The 15,834-nt window shown below is 52.4% G+C and carries 16 protein-coding genes and 1 pseudogene; 13 read left to right on the top strand and 4 right to left on the bottom strand.

Features of this window, described 5'->3' with window-relative positions:
• The first annotated feature begins 1 nt into the window (after position 1).
• Positions 2–1,204, top strand: coding sequence for an FAD-dependent 2-octaprenylphenol hydroxylase (ubiI, locus tag RGV86_RS08395; RefSeq protein ID WP_085461140.1), 1,203 nt, complete (start codon positions 2–4; stop codon positions 1,202–1,204).
• 74 nt (positions 1,205–1,278) lie between these two features.
• Here ubiI and RGV86_RS22445 read toward each other — a convergent pair.
• Positions 1,279–1,338, bottom strand: a pseudogene (locus RGV86_RS22445) (hypothetical protein); the annotation flags it as partial.
• A 313-nt stretch (positions 1,339–1,651) separates the two neighbouring features.
• Here RGV86_RS22445 and gcvT point away from each other — a divergent pair.
• From gcvT to RGV86_RS08375, 4 genes are all read left to right on the top strand, one after another.
• Positions 1,652–2,746, top strand: a complete 1,095-nt coding sequence (gene gcvT, locus RGV86_RS08390; protein ID WP_085461139.1) for a glycine cleavage system aminomethyltransferase GcvT — start codon at positions 1,652–1,654, stop codon at positions 2,744–2,746.
• A 23-nt stretch (positions 2,747–2,769) separates the two neighbouring features.
• The gene (gcvH, locus tag RGV86_RS08385; RefSeq protein ID WP_002461349.1) at positions 2,770–3,159 is read left to right on the top strand and encodes a glycine cleavage system protein GcvH; all 390 of its coding nucleotides are present in this window, start codon (positions 2,770–2,772) and stop codon (positions 3,157–3,159) included.
• 117 nt (positions 3,160–3,276) lie between these two features.
• Positions 3,277–6,150 (top strand): aminomethyl-transferring glycine dehydrogenase, encoded by a 2,874-nt coding sequence (gcvP, locus tag RGV86_RS08380; RefSeq protein WP_085461138.1) that lies wholly within the window; start codon positions 3,277–3,279, stop codon positions 6,148–6,150.
• A 59-nt stretch (positions 6,151–6,209) separates the two neighbouring features.
• Positions 6,210–6,953, top strand: a complete 744-nt coding sequence (locus RGV86_RS08375; protein WP_085461137.1) for an SDR family oxidoreductase — start codon at positions 6,210–6,212, stop codon at positions 6,951–6,953.
• Between the two features lie 61 nt (positions 6,954–7,014).
• On the opposite strand, the gene bglA is transcribed toward RGV86_RS08375, so the two are convergent.
• Positions 7,015–8,448: a 6-phospho-beta-glucosidase BglA gene (gene bglA, locus RGV86_RS08370; protein WP_024165226.1), complete on the bottom strand. Its 1,434-nt coding sequence runs from the start codon at positions 8,446–8,448 to the stop codon at positions 7,015–7,017.
• Positions 8,449–8,492: 44 nt separating this feature from the next.
• On the opposite strand from bglA, the gene yqfB reads away from it, so the two are divergent.
• Together yqfB and trhA are read left to right on the top strand one after the other, a co-directional pair.
• Positions 8,493–8,804, top strand: coding sequence for a N(4)-acetylcytidine aminohydrolase (yqfB, locus tag RGV86_RS08365; protein ID WP_001182940.1), 312 nt, complete (start codon positions 8,493–8,495; stop codon positions 8,802–8,804).
• Positions 8,805–8,967: 163 nt separating this feature from the next.
• Entirely contained in the window at positions 8,968–9,627 is a 660-nt protein-coding gene (gene trhA, locus RGV86_RS08360) for a PAQR family membrane homeostasis protein TrhA (protein WP_000250277.1), read from the top strand.
• 195 nt (positions 9,628–9,822) lie between these two features.
• Here trhA and ygfZ read toward each other — a convergent pair whose 3' ends face one another.
• Complete coding sequence (ygfZ, locus tag RGV86_RS08355; protein ID WP_085461136.1) at positions 9,823–10,803, bottom strand: tRNA-modifying protein YgfZ; 981 nt, start codon at positions 10,801–10,803, stop codon at positions 9,823–9,825.
• A 32-nt stretch (positions 10,804–10,835) separates the two neighbouring features.
• On the opposite strand from ygfZ, the gene RGV86_RS08350 reads away from it, so the two are divergent.
• Genes RGV86_RS08350 through RGV86_RS08340 form a run of 3 tightly spaced genes read left to right on the top strand, consistent with a single transcriptional unit; the run spans position 10,836 to position 11,710 of the window.
• Positions 10,836–11,066 carry a hypothetical protein gene (locus tag RGV86_RS08350; RefSeq protein ID WP_000181265.1) on the top strand — a complete coding sequence of 77 codons (231 nt, stop codon included), beginning with the start codon at positions 10,836–10,838 and terminating at the stop codon, positions 11,064–11,066.
• Positions 11,056–11,322 carry an FAD assembly factor SdhE gene (gene sdhE / locus RGV86_RS08345; RefSeq protein ID WP_000354046.1) on the top strand — a complete coding sequence of 89 codons (267 nt, stop codon included), beginning with the start codon at positions 11,056–11,058 and terminating at the stop codon, positions 11,320–11,322. The genes RGV86_RS08350 and sdhE overlap by 11 nt, the downstream gene beginning before the upstream one ends.
• Complete coding sequence (locus tag RGV86_RS08340) at positions 11,303–11,710, top strand: protein YgfX (protein WP_085461134.1); 408 nt, start codon at positions 11,303–11,305, stop codon at positions 11,708–11,710. The genes sdhE and RGV86_RS08340 overlap by 20 nt, the downstream gene beginning before the upstream one ends.
• A 39-nt stretch (positions 11,711–11,749) precedes the next feature.
• On the opposite strand, the gene fldB is transcribed toward RGV86_RS08340, so the two are convergent.
• Positions 11,750–12,271 (bottom strand): flavodoxin FldB, encoded by a 522-nt coding sequence (gene fldB, locus RGV86_RS08335; RefSeq protein WP_001055878.1) that lies wholly within the window; start codon positions 12,269–12,271, stop codon positions 11,750–11,752.
• Positions 12,272–12,382: 111 nt separating this feature from the next.
• On the opposite strand from fldB, the gene xerD reads away from it, so the two are divergent.
• The 3 genes from xerD to recJ are packed head-to-tail and all read left to right on the top strand — an operon-like array spanning position 12,383 to position 15,753.
• On the top strand, positions 12,383–13,279 hold the full coding sequence (xerD, locus tag RGV86_RS08330) for a site-specific tyrosine recombinase XerD (RefSeq protein WP_000806626.1): 897 nt from the start codon (positions 12,383–12,385) through the stop codon (positions 13,277–13,279).
• Between the two features lie 24 nt (positions 13,280–13,303).
• On the top strand, positions 13,304–14,014 hold the full coding sequence (gene dsbC, locus RGV86_RS08325; RefSeq protein WP_000715233.1) for a bifunctional protein-disulfide isomerase/oxidoreductase DsbC: 711 nt from the start codon (positions 13,304–13,306) through the stop codon (positions 14,012–14,014).
• 5 nt (positions 14,015–14,019) lie between these two features.
• On the top strand, positions 14,020–15,753 hold the full coding sequence (gene recJ / locus RGV86_RS08320; protein WP_000813172.1) for a single-stranded-DNA-specific exonuclease RecJ: 1,734 nt from the start codon (positions 14,020–14,022) through the stop codon (positions 15,751–15,753).
• The last annotated feature ends 81 nt before the right edge of the window (positions 15,754–15,834 follow it).

Here is a 15,834-nt window from a genome sequence, read left to right as displayed (position 1 = left end):
AATGCAAAGTGTTGATGTAGCCATTGTTGGCGGCGGCATGGTGGGGCTGGCGGTTGCCTGCGGCTTACAGGGTAGCGGCTTACGTGTTGCCGTACTGGAACAGCGCGTACCTGAACCTCTGGCGGCGGATGCACCACCACAATTGCGCGTTTCGGCTATCAATGCCGCCAGCGAAAAATTACTTACCCGTCTTGGCGTCTGGCAGGACATTCTCTCCCGTAGAGCCAGTTGCTATCACGGCATGGAAGTGTGGGACAAAGACAGCTTTGGTCACATCTCGTTTGACGATCAGAGCATGGGCTATAGCCATCTTGGGCATATTGTTGAAAATTCAGTTATTCACTATGCGCTGTGGAACAAAGTGCAGCAGTCGTCAGATATCACCCTGCTAGCCCCCGCAGAATTACAGCAGGTCGCCTGGGGAGAGAACGAAACCTTCCTGACGCTGAAAGATGGCAGCATGTTAACGGCGCGTCTGGTAATTGGTGCGGACGGCGCTAATTCCTGGTTGCGCAACAAAGCCGATATTCCGCTGACTTTCTGGGATTATCAGCATCACGCGCTGGTGGCGACCATTCGCACGGAAGAACCGCATGGTGCGGTGGCGCGGCAGGTTTTCCACGGCGAAGGGATTCTGGCCTTTTTACCGCTTAGCGATCCGCATCTTTGCTCGATTGTCTGGTCACTGTCGCCAGAGGAAGCGCAGAGGATGCAGCAGGCAGGGGAAGACGAATTTAATCGCGCGTTAAATATCGCTTTTGATAATCGCCTGGGCTTATGCAGGGTTGAGAGCGAGCGTCAGGTGTTCCCGCTGACGGGGCGTTATGCGCGCCAGTTTGCCGCGCACCGTCTGGCGCTGGTGGGCGACGCCGCGCATACCATTCATCCGCTGGCGGGGCAGGGCGTTAATCTCGGCTTTATGGATGCCGCAGAACTGATTGCTGAACTGAAACGGTTGCATCGCCAGGGCAAAGACATCGGACAGTATATTTACCTGCGTCGCTATGAGCGTAGCCGCAAGCACAGTGCGGCGCTGATGCTGGCTGGTATGCAAGGCTTTCGCGATCTGTTTTCCGGGGGCAATCCGGCGAAAAAACTGCTGCGTGATATTGGCCTGAAACTGGCCGATACGCTTCCTGGCGTTAAACCACAACTGATCCGTCAGGCTATGGGATTAAATGATTTGCCTGAATGGCTGCGTTAAAAAATTTCTCCTCAACTGTTTATTTGATACCCATCACACTTTCTTCTCCCGGTTTTTTCGCCGGGAGATTTTGCTCATTTGAAATAAACTAATTTCACCATCAATTTCGCATTATATTTTCTAATGTTACGATTTTTTTATTGAGTGATTTTTGGCATATTTTCAGTTCTTAATATTGGTTTATCCAAATCGCATTCCTGAAAGCATCATATTTGTATAAAAATAAAATAAATTTTTGGTTTTTTATTCTGTTGAGATTTTTGTGTTTTTTAACCATAAGCTAATGTGATGATCAATTTTACCTTATGGTTAACAGTCTGTTTCGGTGGTAAGTTCAGGCAAAAGAGAACGATTGCGTTGGGGACCGGGAGTGGCTCCGATGCTGGGTTTCGTGGTGATAATTTCACCATGAAAAGTTGTCAGCCCCGCTTATTCAATGAGGACAAGATGGCACAACAGACTCCTTTGTACGAACAACACACGCTTTGCGGCGCTCGCATGGTGGATTTCCACGGCTGGATGATGCCGCTGCATTACGGTTCGCAAATCGACGAACATCATGCGGTACGTACCGATGCCGGAATGTTTGATGTGTCGCATATGACCATCGTCGATCTTCGCGGCAGCCGCACCAGGGAGTTTCTGCGTTATCTATTGGCGAACGATGTGGCGAAACTCACCAAAAGCGGTAAAGCCCTCTACTCCGGGATGTTGAATGCCTCTGGTGGTGTGATAGATGATCTCATCGTCTACTACTTTACTGAAGATTTCTTCCGCCTCGTTGTTAACTCCGCTACCCGCGAAAAAGACCTCTCCTGGATTACCCAACACGCTGAACCTTTCGGCATCGACATTACCGTTCGTGATGACCTTTCCATGATCGCCGTACAAGGGCCTAATGCTCAGGCAAAAGCTGCCACACTGTTTAATGACGCCCAGCGTCAGGCGGTGGAAGGGATGAAACCGTTCTTTGGCGTGCAGGCGGGCGATCTGTTTATTGCCACCACCGGTTACACCGGTGAAGCGGGTTATGAAATTGCGCTGCCCAATGAAAAAGCGGCCGATTTCTGGCGCGCGCTAGTGGAAGCGGGTGTTAAACCCTGTGGCCTGGGCGCGCGTGACACACTGCGTCTGGAAGCGGGTATGAATCTTTATGGTCAGGAGATGGACGAAACTATTTCTCCTTTAGCCGCCAATATGGGCTGGACTATCGCCTGGGAACCGGCAGATCGTGACTTCATCGGTCGTGAAGCTCTGGAAGTGCAGCGTGAGCATGGCACAGAAAAACTGGTTGGTCTGGTGATGACCGAAAAAGGCGTGCTGCGTAATGAACTGCCGGTACGTTTTACTGACGCGCAGGGCAACCAGCATGAAGGCATTATCACCAGCGGTACTTTCTCCCCGACGCTGGGTTACAGCATTGCGCTGGCGCGCGTGCCGGAAGGTATTGGTGAAACAGCGATTGTGCAAATTCGCAACCGTGAAATGCCGGTTAAAGTGACGAAACCTGTTTTTGTGCGTAACGGCAAAGCCGTCGCGTGATTTACTTTTTTGGAGATTGATTGATGAGCAACGTACCAGCAGAACTGAAATACAGCAAAGAACACGAATGGCTGCGTAAAGAAGCCGACGGCACTTACACCGTTGGCATCACCGAACACGCTCAGGAGCTGTTAGGCGATATGGTGTTTGTTGACCTGCCGGAAGTGGGCGCAACGGTTAGCGCGGGCGATGACTGCGCGGTTGCCGAATCAGTAAAAGCGGCGTCAGACATTTATGCGCCAGTAAGCGGTGAAATCGTGGCGGTAAACGACGCACTGAGCGATTCCCCGGAACTGGTGAACAGCGAACCGTATGCAGGCGGTTGGATCTTTAAAATCAAAGCCAGCGATGAAAGCGAACTGGATTCACTGCTGGATGCGACCGCATACGAAGCATTGTTAGAAGACGAGTAACGGCTTTATTCCTCTTCTGCGGGAGAGGATCAGGGTGAGGAAATTTACGCCTCACCCTCACTCTCTTCGCAAGGAGAGAGGTTCACAATTCACTGCACGTTTCAGGAACCATCGCTCATGACACAGACGTTAAGCCAGCTTGAAAACAGCGGCGCTTTTATTGAACGCCATATCGGACCGGACGCCGCGCAACAGCAAGAAATGCTGAATGCCGTTGGTGCACAATCGTTAAACGCGCTGACCGGCCAGATTGTGCCGAAAGATATTCAGCTTGCGACTCCGCCGCAGGTTGGCGCACCGGCGACCGAATACGCCGCACTGGCAGAACTCAAGGCTATTGCCAGTCGCAATAAACGCTTCACGTCTTACATCGGCATGGGTTACACCGCCGTGCAGTTACCGCCGGTTATCCTGCGTAACATGCTGGAAAATCCGGGCTGGTATACCGCGTATACCCCGTATCAACCTGAAGTTTCTCAGGGGCGCCTTGAAGCACTACTCAACTTCCAGCAGGTAACGCTGGATCTGACCGGGCTGGATATGGCTTCGGCGTCTCTGCTGGACGAAGCTACCGCTGCCGCCGAAGCAATGGCGATGGCTAAACGCGTCAGCAAACTGAAAAATGCCAATCGCTTCTTCGTTGCTTCTGACGTTCATCCGCAAACGCTGGATGTGGTTCGCACCCGTGCAGCAACCTTTGGTTTTGAAATCATTGTCGATGACGCGCAAAAAGTGCTCGATCATCAGGAAGTCTTCGGCGTGCTGTTACAGCAGGTCGGTACTACTGGTGAAATTCACGACTACACTGCGCTCATCAGCGAACTGAAATCACGCAAAATTGTGGTCAGCGTTGCCGCCGATATTATGGCGCTGGTGCTGTTAACCGCGCCGGGTAAACAGGGCGCGGATATTGTCTTTGGTTCGGCGCAACGCTTTGGCGTACCGATGGGCTACGGTGGCCCACACGCAGCATTCTTTGCGGCGAAAGATGAATACAAACGCTCCATGCCGGGGCGCATTATCGGCGTATCGAAAGATGCGGCTGGTAATACTGCGCTACGCATGGCAATGCAGACTCGCGAACAACATATTCGTCGCGAGAAAGCGAACTCCAACATTTGTACTTCCCAGGTTCTGCTGGCAAACATCGCCAGTCTGTATGCCGTTTATCACGGTCCGGTTGGTCTGAAACGTATCGCTAACCGTATTCATCGTCTGACCGATATTCTGGCTGCGGGGCTGCAACAAAAAGGTCTGAAGCTGCGCCATGTGCACTATTTCGACACCCTTTGTGTGGAAGTGGCAGACAAAGCGGGTGTACTGACGCGTGCCGAAGCGGCTGAAATCAACCTGCGTAGCGATATCCTGAACGCGGTTGGGATCACCCTTGATGAAACCACCACGCGTGAAAACGTGATGCAGCTTTTCAGCGTGCTGCTGGGCGATAACCACGGACTGGACATCGACACGCTGGACAAAGACGTGGCTCACGACAGCCGCTCTATTCAGCCTGCGATGCTGCGCGACGACGAAATCCTCACCCATCCGGTGTTTAATCGCTACCACAGCGAAACCGAAATGATGCGCTATATGCACTCGCTGGAGCGTAAAGATCTGGCGCTGAATCAGGCGATGATCCCGCTGGGTTCCTGCACCATGAAACTGAACGCCGCCGCTGAGATGATCCCGATCACCTGGCCGGAATTTGCTGAACTGCACCCGTTCTGCCCGCCAGAACAGGCCGAAGGTTATCAGCAGATGATCGCACAACTGGCTGAGTGGCTGGTGAAACTGACCGACTACGACGCCGTCTGTATGCAGCCGAACTCTGGCGCACAGGGCGAATATGCGGGTCTGCTGGCGATTCGTCATTATCACGAAAGCCGCAACGAAGGGTATCGCGATATCTGCCTGATCCCGGCATCTGCCCACGGCACTAACCCCGCTTCCGCGCATATGGCGGGGATGCAAGTGGTGGTTGTGGCGTGTGATAAAAACGGCAATATCGATTTGGCTGACCTGCGCGCGAAAGCGGAACAGGCGGGCGATAATCTCTCCTGCATCATGGTGACCTATCCTTCCACTCACGGTGTGTATGAAGAAACGATCCGTGAAGTGTGTGAAGTTGTACACCAGTTCGGCGGTCAGGTTTACCTTGATGGCGCGAACATGAACGCCCAGGTTGGCATCACCTCGCCGGGGTTTATTGGCGCGGACGTTTCGCACCTCAACCTGCATAAAACCTTCTGCATTCCGCACGGCGGTGGCGGCCCAGGTATGGGACCGATCGGCGTGAAAGCGCATCTGGCGCCGTTTGTACCGGGTCATAGCGTGGTGCAAATCGAAGGCATGTTAACCCGTCAGGGCGCGGTTTCTGCGGCACCGTTCGGTAGCGCATCCATTCTGCCAATCAGCTGGATGTACATTCGCATGATGGGCGCAGAAGGGCTGAAAAAAGCAAGCCAGGTGGCAATCCTCAACGCTAACTATATTGCCAGCCGCCTGCAGGATGCTTTCCCGGTGCTGTATACCGGTCGCGACGGTCGCGTGGCGCACGAATGTATTCTCGATATTCGTCCGCTGAAAGAAGAAACCGGCATCAGCGAACTGGATATTGCCAAGCGCCTGATCGACTACGGTTTCCACGCGCCGACGATGTCGTTCCCGGTGGCGGGGACGCTGATGGTTGAACCGACCGAATCTGAAAGCAAAGTGGAACTGGATCGCTTTATCGACGCGATGCTGGCTATCCGCGCAGAAATTGACCAGGTGAAAGCCGGTGTCTGGCCGCTGGAAGATAACCCGCTGGTGAACGCGCCGCACATTCAGAGCGAACTGGTTGCCGAGTGGACGCATCCGTACAGCCGCGAAGTTGCGGTATTCCCGGCAGGCGTGGCAGACAAATACTGGCCGACGGTGAAACGTCTGGATGATGTTTACGGAGACCGTAACCTGTTCTGCTCCTGCGTACCGATTAGCGAATACCAGTAATTCACTGATTCGACTATCTTCTAAAGGCGCTTCGGCGCCTTTATTTTTGGGGAAAACAAATGGCTATAGCACTTGTGACCGGTGGTAGTCGCGGCATTGGGCGGGCAATTGCGCTGCTGCTGGCAAAAGAAGGGTATACGGTGGCGGTTAATTATCAGCAAAACCTCCACGCGGCGCAGGAAGTGGTGAACTTAATAACGCAAGCCGGTGGCAAGGCATTTGTGCTCCAGGCGGATATCAGCGACGAAAATCAGGTCATCGCAATGTTTACAGCAATCGATCAGCGTGATGAACCGTTAGCCGCGCTGGTCAATAACGCAGGAATATTGTTTACCCAATGCACAGTGGAAAATCTCACCGCAGAGCGAATCAACCAAGTACTTTCCACCAACGTGACGGGTTATTTTCTCTGCTGCCGCGAGGCGGTAAAACGCATGGCGCTGAAAAACGGCGGCAGTGGCGGCGCTATCGTCAATGTTTCTTCGGTAGCAGCCAGGCTGGGATCACCCGGAGAATACGTTGATTATGCGGCATCGAAAGGGGCGATTGATACGTTAACCACCGGATTATCGCTGGAAGTCGCCGCGCAGGGAATTCGCGTTAACGGCGTGCGGCCTGGGTTTATTTATACCGAAATGCACGCCAGCGGTGGCGAACCTGGACGCGTCGATCGCGTTAAGTCGAACATCCCCATGCAGCGCGGCGGACAGGCGGAAGAGGTCGCGCAGGCCATTGTCTGGCTGTTAAGCGATAAAGCCTCTTATGTCACGGGAAGTTTTATCGATTTGGCTGGTGGGAAATAAAGCAGGAGAGTTGTCTGACCGGATGCAACGCAACAAGCATTGCATCCGGTACTTCATCTACTTAAAGTTTCTCGCCGTTGCTGGCAATCACTTCTTTGTACCAGTTAAAGCTCTTCTTACGTGAACGCGACATATCACCAGTACCGTCGTCATGTTTATTCACATAGATAAAACCGTAGCGTTTGCTGTACTGCCCGGTGGTGAACGATACACAGTCGATGCAGCCCCACGGCGTGTAGCCCATCAGATCCACACCATCGTAAGTCACCGCTTTTTTCATCTCGTCAATATGGGCGCGCAGGTAGTCAATGCGGTAGTCGTCGTTGATGCTGCCATCTTCTTCCACTTTGTCGTAAGCGCCAAAACCGTTTTCGACAATAAACAGCGGCTTCTGGTAACGCTCATACAATTCGCAAAGCGCGTAACGCAGACCTACCGGATCAATCTGCCAGCCCCAGTCAGACGCTTTAACATACGGGTTCGGTACGCTGCCTTCGAAACCAGAAATTGCATCGCCGGTGCCGCCTTCGGCCTTCACCGCGTTGGTCATGTAATAGCTGAAGCCAAGATAATCGCAGGTGCCTTCGCGCAGCACATCCAGATCGCCGTCTTCCATTTTGATGTTAAATCCGCGACGTTCCCACTCGTTCAATACATAAGAAGGGTAATAGCCGCGTAGCTGGACATCGGTAAAGACGTAACGTTCGCGCATCGACTCCTGGGCAAACATTACATCGTCCGGGTTACAGGAGTAAGGATAGAGCGGCACCATCGCCAGCATACAGCCGACTTTCATCTCCGGGTTAATGCGACGCGCAGCTTTCACTGCCAGGGCGCTGGCGACAAACTGGTGATGCAGCACCTGATACATCGTCTCTTCCGGGTTTTCATGTTCGGTATACACCACGCCGGAGCAGCAGTAACCGAACAGCGGCGCACGCCAGTTACGCTGGTTGTTAATTTCGTTGAAGGTCATCCAGTATTTGACTTTGTGCTTATAGCGTTCAAATACCACTTCCGCGAAACGGACAAAGAAATCAACCACTTTACGGTTGGTCCAGCTACCGTATTGCTGCACCAGATGCAGCGGCATTTCAAAGTGGGATAGGGTGATCACCGGTTCGATATTGTATTTCAGCAGTTCATCGAACATATCGTCGTAAAACTTCAGCCCTTCTTCGTTTGGCTGAGCTTCATCGCCTTTGGGGAAAATGCGCGTCCAGGCGATGGAAGTACGAAAACATTTGAAGCCCATTTCTGCGAAGAGCTTGATGTCTTCCTTGTAGTGACCGTAAAAATCTACCGCTTCATGGTTCGGATAGTATTTACCCGGCAAGACTTCTTTGGTGATTTCGCGCGGCACGCCGTGTGCGCCACCGGTCAGTACGTCACAAATACTCGGCCCTTTGCCGCCTTTGTTCCAGCCGCCTTCGACCTGATGAGCGGCAACTGCGCCGCCCCATAAGAAATCTTTCGGTAAGGTGAGTTTTTTCACTATCATAGGCTCCAGATGAGTCAATTCTTACAGGAAATAGTACCATGCAGCCAAACGACATCACTTTTTTTCAACGATTCCAGGATGACATTCTGGCTGGGCGTAAAACCATCACAATCCGTGACGAGTCTGAATCGCACTTTAAAGCTGGCGATGTGCTTCGTGTCGGGCGCTTTGAAGATGACGGCTATTTTTGCACCATTGAAGTCACTGCAACCTCAACGGTGACGCTGGATACTCTCACAGAAAAACACGCACAACAGGAAAATATGACCCTGGCTGAATTGAAAAAGGTCATTGCCGACATCTATCCCGATCAGACACAGTTTTATGTGATTGAATTTAAATGTCTTTAAATTGAACTCACGCCTGTTAGTTGAAATTTTGCATTTAATTTCATGATTTTTCGGAGATTAATCTCAAATCAGAATTTATTTTAGCTAACAGGTGTTCACTGGAACTATTCTCAGTTACGCTGGAGATGTATACACGTGCGTGTACGTTTCTCCGGAGTAAGTTATGGTTCAGAAGCCTCTCATTAAGCAGGGATATTCGCTGGCAGAGGAAATTGCCAACAGCGTCAGTCACGGTATTGGACTGGTGTTTGGTATCGTCGGGTTGGTATTGCTACTGGTTCAGGCGGTGGATCTCAATGCCAGCGCCACGGCGATAACCAGTTACAGCCTCTATGGCGGCAGTATGATCCTGCTGTTCCTCGCTTCGACGCTTTATCATGCCATTCCTCATCAACGGGCAAAAATGTGGCTGAAGAAATTTGACCACTGCGCCATTTATCTGTTGATTGCCGGAACCTACACGCCGTTTTTGCTGGTGGGGCTGGATTCTCCGTTAGCGCGCGGGCTGATGATTGTTATCTGGAGCCTGGCATTGCTGGGGATTCTGTTCAAACTGACCATCGCGCACCGATTTAAAATCTTATCTCTGGTGACCTATCTGGCGATGGGCTGGCTGTCGCTGGTGGTGATTTATGAAATGGCAGTTAAGCTCGCGGCGGGCAGCGTTACCTTACTGGCGGTCGGTGGCGTGGTTTACTCGCTTGGCGTGGTTTTCTACGTCTGCAAACGCATTCCCTACAACCACGCCATCTGGCACGGCTTTGTGCTCGGCGGTAGCGTGTGCCATTTTCTGGCGATCTATTTGTATATTGGGCAGGCGTAATTGGTATGCCTTTGTAGGAATGAAAAGACACACCAGCGTCGCATCAGGCATCAGAGCGCAACTGCCGGATGCGGCGTGAACGCCTTATCCGGCCTACGGGCTACGTCCCTGTTGTGATAAAGGCACCAAATCCCAGGCCTGATAAGGCGCGGTAGCGTCGCATCAGGCAATAGATTCCCGAAGCGATACAGAAATTTACTCTTCCAGCGAATACGGCAGCGGCTCGATATGCAATGTATTCGCATCGTCACGAACGCGGAAAACGCTGTCCGGTTCCATGTCGTTATTCATGACGACCTGCACTACGACCTGCCCATCTTCCAGTTTGACCGCCGCCAGCACGGTTCCGGTACGACGCCAGTTTTCGCCCATTTTCAGTTCTAAATCTTCACCAGCTTCCGGCAGCCGGCTGGCGCTACCTGCCAGCAACCAGAGCGCGCGTTTGTTGGCACCACGGAATTTTGCTCGCGCTACCATCTCTTGCCCGGTATAGCAGCCTTTCTTAAAGCTGATGCCGCCCAGCGCCTGGAGGTTGGTCGCCTGGGGGATAAACTGCCCGCTGTTAGGCGCATCAATCACCGGGAAACCCGCTTCAATGTTTAATGCCAGCCACTGTTGGCTATTATTCAGTTCCGCTTCGCCGCGAAGCTTGTCGGTCAGCACACTGGCGGTAGTTTCATCGGTCACGATCAGAAAACGTTCTGCTGGGTGTTCAAACCAAAGCAGTGTCGTCACACCTTCTCTGACCGCCTGTTTTTCCTTCGAAGGCAGTTCGCTAAAGAGATTTGCCAGCGCGGCGCGAGCCTGAAAACCGGCAACACCGAGAAGCACACGCTCGTCGTCTGGCGCGATGGTCACTTTAGAAAATACCGCATATTTTTTCAGTTCAGTCAGTTGCGATTCACGCACGCTGCGCCGTTCAATCCATGCGAAACCGTCGCCATCGTGGAACAGACGCAAATTGCTCCACATCTTACCTTTAGCATCGCAATGTGCGGCGAGCAGGTGCTGATCTTCTGTCATCTGGCTGACATCTGCTGTCACCTGACCCTGCATATATTTTTCGCTGTCCGCGCCAGTAATGGTGGCCAGCGCCCAGTCATCAAGCGTCATCAGCGTCAACGGTAAACGGGCAGAAGCCGTAGGCTGACGGGGAGGAAAAGGTGTAAAAGCCATAATGGAGTCCTGTTTTACAAACGGCGTAATTAATGACTAATGGTAAAAGAGCTATGGGGCATTGCAAGTGCTTTCACTACGCGATCTGTGCCTTCAGTCAGGCTTTGCGAGGTGACTTCCAAAAAAATGAAGCCTTTGAATTGTTGTGGATTAATTTCGCGATCGTGATTGTGTTTACCGATATTCCCGCAAAAGAAGTCGAAAAACACGTTACAATAGCCAGGTACTGGATTTTCGTGAGACAGGAAGAAGATGGACATTAACAACAAAGCCCGCATTCATTGGGCATGCCGCCGTGGTATGCGCGAACTCGATATTTCAATCATGCCGTTTTTCGAACATGAGTACGACAGCTTAAGCGATGACGAAAAACGCATCTTTATTCGTCTGCTGGAATGTGACGATCCCGATTTGTTCAACTGGCTGATGAATCACGGTAAACCGGCCGATGCAGAACTGGAAATGATGGTCCGACTCATCCAGACACGGAACCGGGAACGTGGTCCTGTGGCAATCTGATTTGCGCGTCTCCTGGCGCGCGCAGTGGCTTTCCTTGCTGATTCATGGGCTGGTTGCCGCTGTTATTTTGCTCATGCCCTGGCCGCTTAGTTACACCCCGTTATGGCTGGTGTTGCTTTCGCTGGTGGTGTTTGATTGCGTCCGCAGCCAGCGGCGCATTAATGCTCGCCAGGGAGAGATTCGTCTGCTGATGGATGGGCGTTTGCGCTGGCAGGGGCAGGAGTGGAGCATCGTCAAAGCGCCGTGGATGATTAAAAGCGGCATGATGTTGCGTCTACGTTCTGATAGCGGCAAACGTCAGCATCTGTGGCTGGCAGCAGACAGCATGGATGAAGCCGAATGGCGGGATTTGCGGCGGATTTTGTTACAGCAGGAGACGCAAAGATAATGGCGACGGCAAAGCGAGTGCGCTATGCCGTCAGTAATCTCAGGCGTAATGCTCTGCCATTTCGTTGAGGATTTGCTCACACCAGCTCTGAATACGCTCGTCGCTAAGGTCATACTGGTTAGTTTCGTCCAGCGCCAGACCCACGAACAGTTGTCCGTCAGCAATCACCGGTTTCGGGCTGGTAAACTCATATCCTTCCGTTGGCCAGTAGCCGACGAACTTCACGCCTTTGGTCGAGAGTTTGTCATGCAGCATACCGAGTGCATCGAGGAACCACTCACCATATCCCAGTTGATCGCCTAATCCATATAGCGCAACAATTTTACCTTTGAGATTCAGGTCGTCGAGCTGATCCCAGACGGCTTCCCAGTCTTCCTGGATTTCGCCAAAATCCCAGGTCGGGATACCCAGAATGAGCACATCGTACTGCTCCATTAATTTCGGGGAGTCGTCCTTGAGGTTATGTAAGGTCACCAGTTCTGGGCCGATAATATCGCGGATTTTTTCTGCCGCCATTTCGGTGTAACAGGTGCTGGAACCGTAAAAAAGACCCATATTCATAACGTAAGCTTCTCGATTCTGCTGTGGCTTTTGCGGCTAGTGTATCAGAATCGCTTTAGTCACGGCACAATAAGGCATAATGGATCAAACGAGTAACGATAAGGGGCGCAAGTGAAACAGGATCTGGCATGCATCGAGCAGTTTCTTGATGCCCTGTGGCTGGAGAAAAATCTGGCAGAAAATACGTTGAACGCATATCGTCGCGATCTGTCAATGATGGTGGAGTGGTTGCATCATCGTGGATTGACGCTGGCAACGGCGCAAAGCGGCGACTTACAGGCATTACTGGCAGAACGGCTGGAAGGCGGGTATAAAGCCACCAGTTCCGCTCGTTTGCTGAGTGCGGTGCGCCGATTGTTCCAGTATCTTTATCGCGAAAAGTTTCGTGAAGACGATCCCAGTGCGCATCTTGCTTCGCCGAAATTACCCCAGCGTCTACCGAAAGATTTAAGTGAAGCGCAAGTCGAAAGGTTATTGCAGGCACCGTTGGTTGATCAGCCTCTGGAGCTACGCGACAAAGCGATGCTCGAAGTGCTGTATGCTACCGGATTGCGTGTCTCTGAACTTGTAGGGTTGACGATGAGCGATATCAGCTTGCGTCAGGGCGTGGTGCGGGTAATCGGTAAAGGCAATAAAGAACGCCTGGTGCCGTTAGGTGAAGAGGCAGTCTACTGGCTGGAAACCTATCTGGAACACGGGCGACCGTGGTTGCTAAACGGTGTGTCGATTGATGTACTGTTTCCCAGCCAGCGTGCGCAGCAGATGACGAGACAAACCTTCTGGCATCGCATTAAACATTATGCCGTGCTGGCGGGGATCGACAGCGAAAAGCTGTCACCGCATGTGTTGCGTCACGCTTTTGCCACTCATTTATTAAATCATGGTGCGGATTTACGCGTGGTACAGATGCTACTGGGCCACAGCGATCTTTCCACCACGCAAATTTATACGCATGTCGCTACTGAGCGTCTGCGGCAACTTCATCAACAGCATCACCCTCGGGCGTGATAGCTGAAAAGAACGGGATGACTTATGAAGAAAGGTTTTATGTTGTTTACTTTGTTGACGGCGTTTTCTGGCTTTGCTCAGGCTGATGACACGGCAATTCAACAAACGCTAGCCAAAATGGGCATTAAAAGCAGCGATATTCAGCCAGCACCCGTGGCAGGCATGAAGACAGTTCTGACTAACAGCGGTGTGTTGTACATCACCGATGATGGTAAACACATCATTCAGGGGCCAATGTATGACGTTAGCGGCGCGGCACCGATCAACGTCACCAACCAGATGCTGTTAAAGCAACTGAATGCGCTGGAAAAAGAGATGATTATCTACAAAGCGCCGCAAGAAAAGCACGTCATCACCGTGTTTACCGACATTACCTGCGGTTACTGCCACAAAATGCATGAGCAGATGGCTGACTACAACGCGCTGGGGATCACCGTGCGTTATCTCGCGTTCCCGCGCCAGGGGCTGGAGAGCCAGGCTGAACAACAAATGAAAGCCATCTGGTGTGCAAAAGATAAAAACAAAGCGTTTGATGATGTGATGGCAGGTAAAGCTGCCACTCCGGCAAGTTGCGATATTGATATTGCCGACCATTACGCACTTGGCGTACAGCTTGGCGTTAGCGGTACTCCGGCAGTTGTGCTGAGCAATGGCACACTTGTTCCGGGTTACCAGCCGCCGAAAGCGATGAAAGAATTCCTCGACGAACATCAAAAAATGACCAGCGGTAAATAATTCGCGTGAAACAACAGATACAACTTCGTCGTCGTGAAGTCGACGAAACGGCAGACTTGCCCGCTGACTTGCCCCCCTTGCTGCGGCGTTTATACGCCAGTCGGGGCGTGCGCAGCGCGCAGGAACTGGAGCGCAGCGTTAAAGGTATGCTGCCCTGGCAGCAACTGAGCGGTGTCGAAAAGGCCGTTGAGATCCTTTACAACGCTTTTCGCGAAGGAACGCGGATTATTGTGGTCGGGGATTTCGATGCCGACGGTGCCACCAGCACAGCTCTTAGCGTGCTGGCGATGCGTTCTCTCGGCTGTGACAACATCGACTACCTTGTACCGAACCGTTTCGAAGACGGTTACGGCTTAAGTCCTGAAGTGGTCGATCAAGCTCATGCGCGTGGTGCGCAGTTGATTGTAACGGTTGATAACGGCATTTCTTCTCACGCAGGAGTTGAACATGCTCGCTCGTTGGGCATTCCGGTTATTGTTACCGATCATCATTTGCCTGGCGAAACTTTACCTGCGGCGGAAGCCATTATTAATCCTAATCTGCGTGACTGCGAGTTCCCGTCGAAATCGCTGGCAGGCGTTGGCGTAGCGTTTTATCTGATGCTGGCGTTACGCACCTTTTTGCGCGATCGGGGGTGGTTCGATGAGCGTGGTATCGCAATACCGAATCTGGCGGAATTGCTGGATCTGGTGGCGCTGGGTACGGTGGCGGACGTAGTGCCGCTGGACGCCAATAATCGCATTCTGACCTGGCAGGGGATGAGTCGCATTCGTGCCGGGAAATGCCGCCCGGGGATTAAAGCCCTGCTGGAAGTGGCAAACCGCGATGCACAAAAACTCGCTGCCAGCGATTTAGGTTTTGCGCTGGGGCCGCGTCTCAATGCCGCCGGACGACTGGATGATATGTCCGTTGGCGTGGCACTGTTACTTTGCGACAACATCGGCGAAGCGCGCGTTCTGGCTAATGAGCTTGATGCACTAAACCAGACGCGAAAAGAGATTGAACAGGGAATGCAGGTCGAAGCACTGACCTTGTGCGAGCAACTGGAGCGTAGCCGCGATACGCTGCCTGGCGGGCTGGCAATGTATCACCCTGAATGGCATCAGGGCGTCGTTGGTATTCTGGCTTCGCGCATCAAAGAGCGTTTTCATCGTCCGGTTATCGCCTTTGCGCCTGCGGGCGACGGTACGCTGAAAGGTTCTGGTCGCTCCATCCAGGGATTGCATATGCGTGATGCGCTGGAGCGGTTAGACACGCTCTACCCTGGCATGATGCTCAAGTTTGGCGGTCATGCGATGGCGGCAGGATTGTCGCTGGAAGAGGACAAATTCGAACTCTTTCAGCAACGCTTTGGCGAACTGGTTACCGAGTGGCTGGATCCGGCATTATTACAGGGTGAAGTAGTTTCCGACGGCCCGTTAAGTGCAGCGGAGATGACCATGGAAGTTGCGCAACTGCTGCGTGATGCCGGTCCGTGGGGGCAGATGTTCCCGGAACCGCTGTTTGACGGTCATTTTCGCCTGCTGCAACAGCGGTTGGTGGGAGAGCGCCATCTGAAGGTTATGGTTGAACCGGTCGGCGGCGGCCCGCTGCTGGATGGTATTGCTTTTAATGTCGATACCGCCCTCTGGCCGGATAACGGCGTTCGTGAAGTACAACTGGCCTACAAGCTGGATATCAACGAGTTTCGCGGCAACCGCAGTCTACAGATTATCATCGATAATATCTGGCCACTTTAGCATCGTCCTCACTATAAAAAAGAGTGTGGATTGGGTACAATCCCGCTCTTATCACCGCATTTTGACTAGCTCAATAAAAGA

Source organism: Escherichia ruysiae, assembly GCF_031323975.1.
In the GTDB taxonomy this organism is placed as follows: Bacteria; Pseudomonadota; Gammaproteobacteria; order Enterobacterales; family Enterobacteriaceae; genus Escherichia; species Escherichia ruysiae.
This window is presented reverse-complemented; position numbering and strand designations above follow the sequence as displayed.

Bases quoted from the DNA above. Each gene is read 5' to 3' on its own strand.
- ubiI (WP_085461140.1), top strand. From the start codon at position 2: ATGCAAAGTGTTGATGTAGCCATTGTTGGCGGCGGCATGGTGGGGCTG.
- gcvT (WP_085461139.1), top strand. From the start codon at position 1,652: ATGGCACAACAGACTCCTTTGTACGAACAACACACGCTTTGCGGCGCT.
- gcvH (WP_002461349.1), top strand. From the start codon at position 2,770: ATGAGCAACGTACCAGCAGAACTGAAATACAGCAAAGAACACGAATGG.
- gcvP (WP_085461138.1), top strand. From the start codon at position 3,277: ATGACACAGACGTTAAGCCAGCTTGAAAACAGCGGCGCTTTTATTGAA.
- RGV86_RS08375 (WP_085461137.1), top strand. From the start codon at position 6,210: ATGGCTATAGCACTTGTGACCGGTGGTAGTCGCGGCATTGGGCGGGCA.
- yqfB (WP_001182940.1), top strand. From the start codon at position 8,493: ATGCAGCCAAACGACATCACTTTTTTTCAACGATTCCAGGATGACATT.
- trhA (WP_000250277.1), top strand. From the start codon at position 8,968: ATGGTTCAGAAGCCTCTCATTAAGCAGGGATATTCGCTGGCAGAGGAA.
- ygfZ (WP_085461136.1), bottom strand. From the start codon at position 10,803: ATGGCTTTTACACCTTTTCCTCCCCGTCAGCCTACGGCTTCTGCCCGT.
- RGV86_RS08350 (WP_000181265.1), top strand. From the start codon at position 10,836: ATGACTAATGGTAAAAGAGCTATGGGGCATTGCAAGTGCTTTCACTAC.
- sdhE (WP_000354046.1), top strand. From the start codon at position 11,056: ATGGACATTAACAACAAAGCCCGCATTCATTGGGCATGCCGCCGTGGT.
- fldB (WP_001055878.1), bottom strand. From the start codon at position 12,271: ATGAATATGGGTCTTTTTTACGGTTCCAGCACCTGTTACACCGAAATG.
- dsbC (WP_000715233.1), top strand. From the start codon at position 13,304: ATGAAGAAAGGTTTTATGTTGTTTACTTTGTTGACGGCGTTTTCTGGC.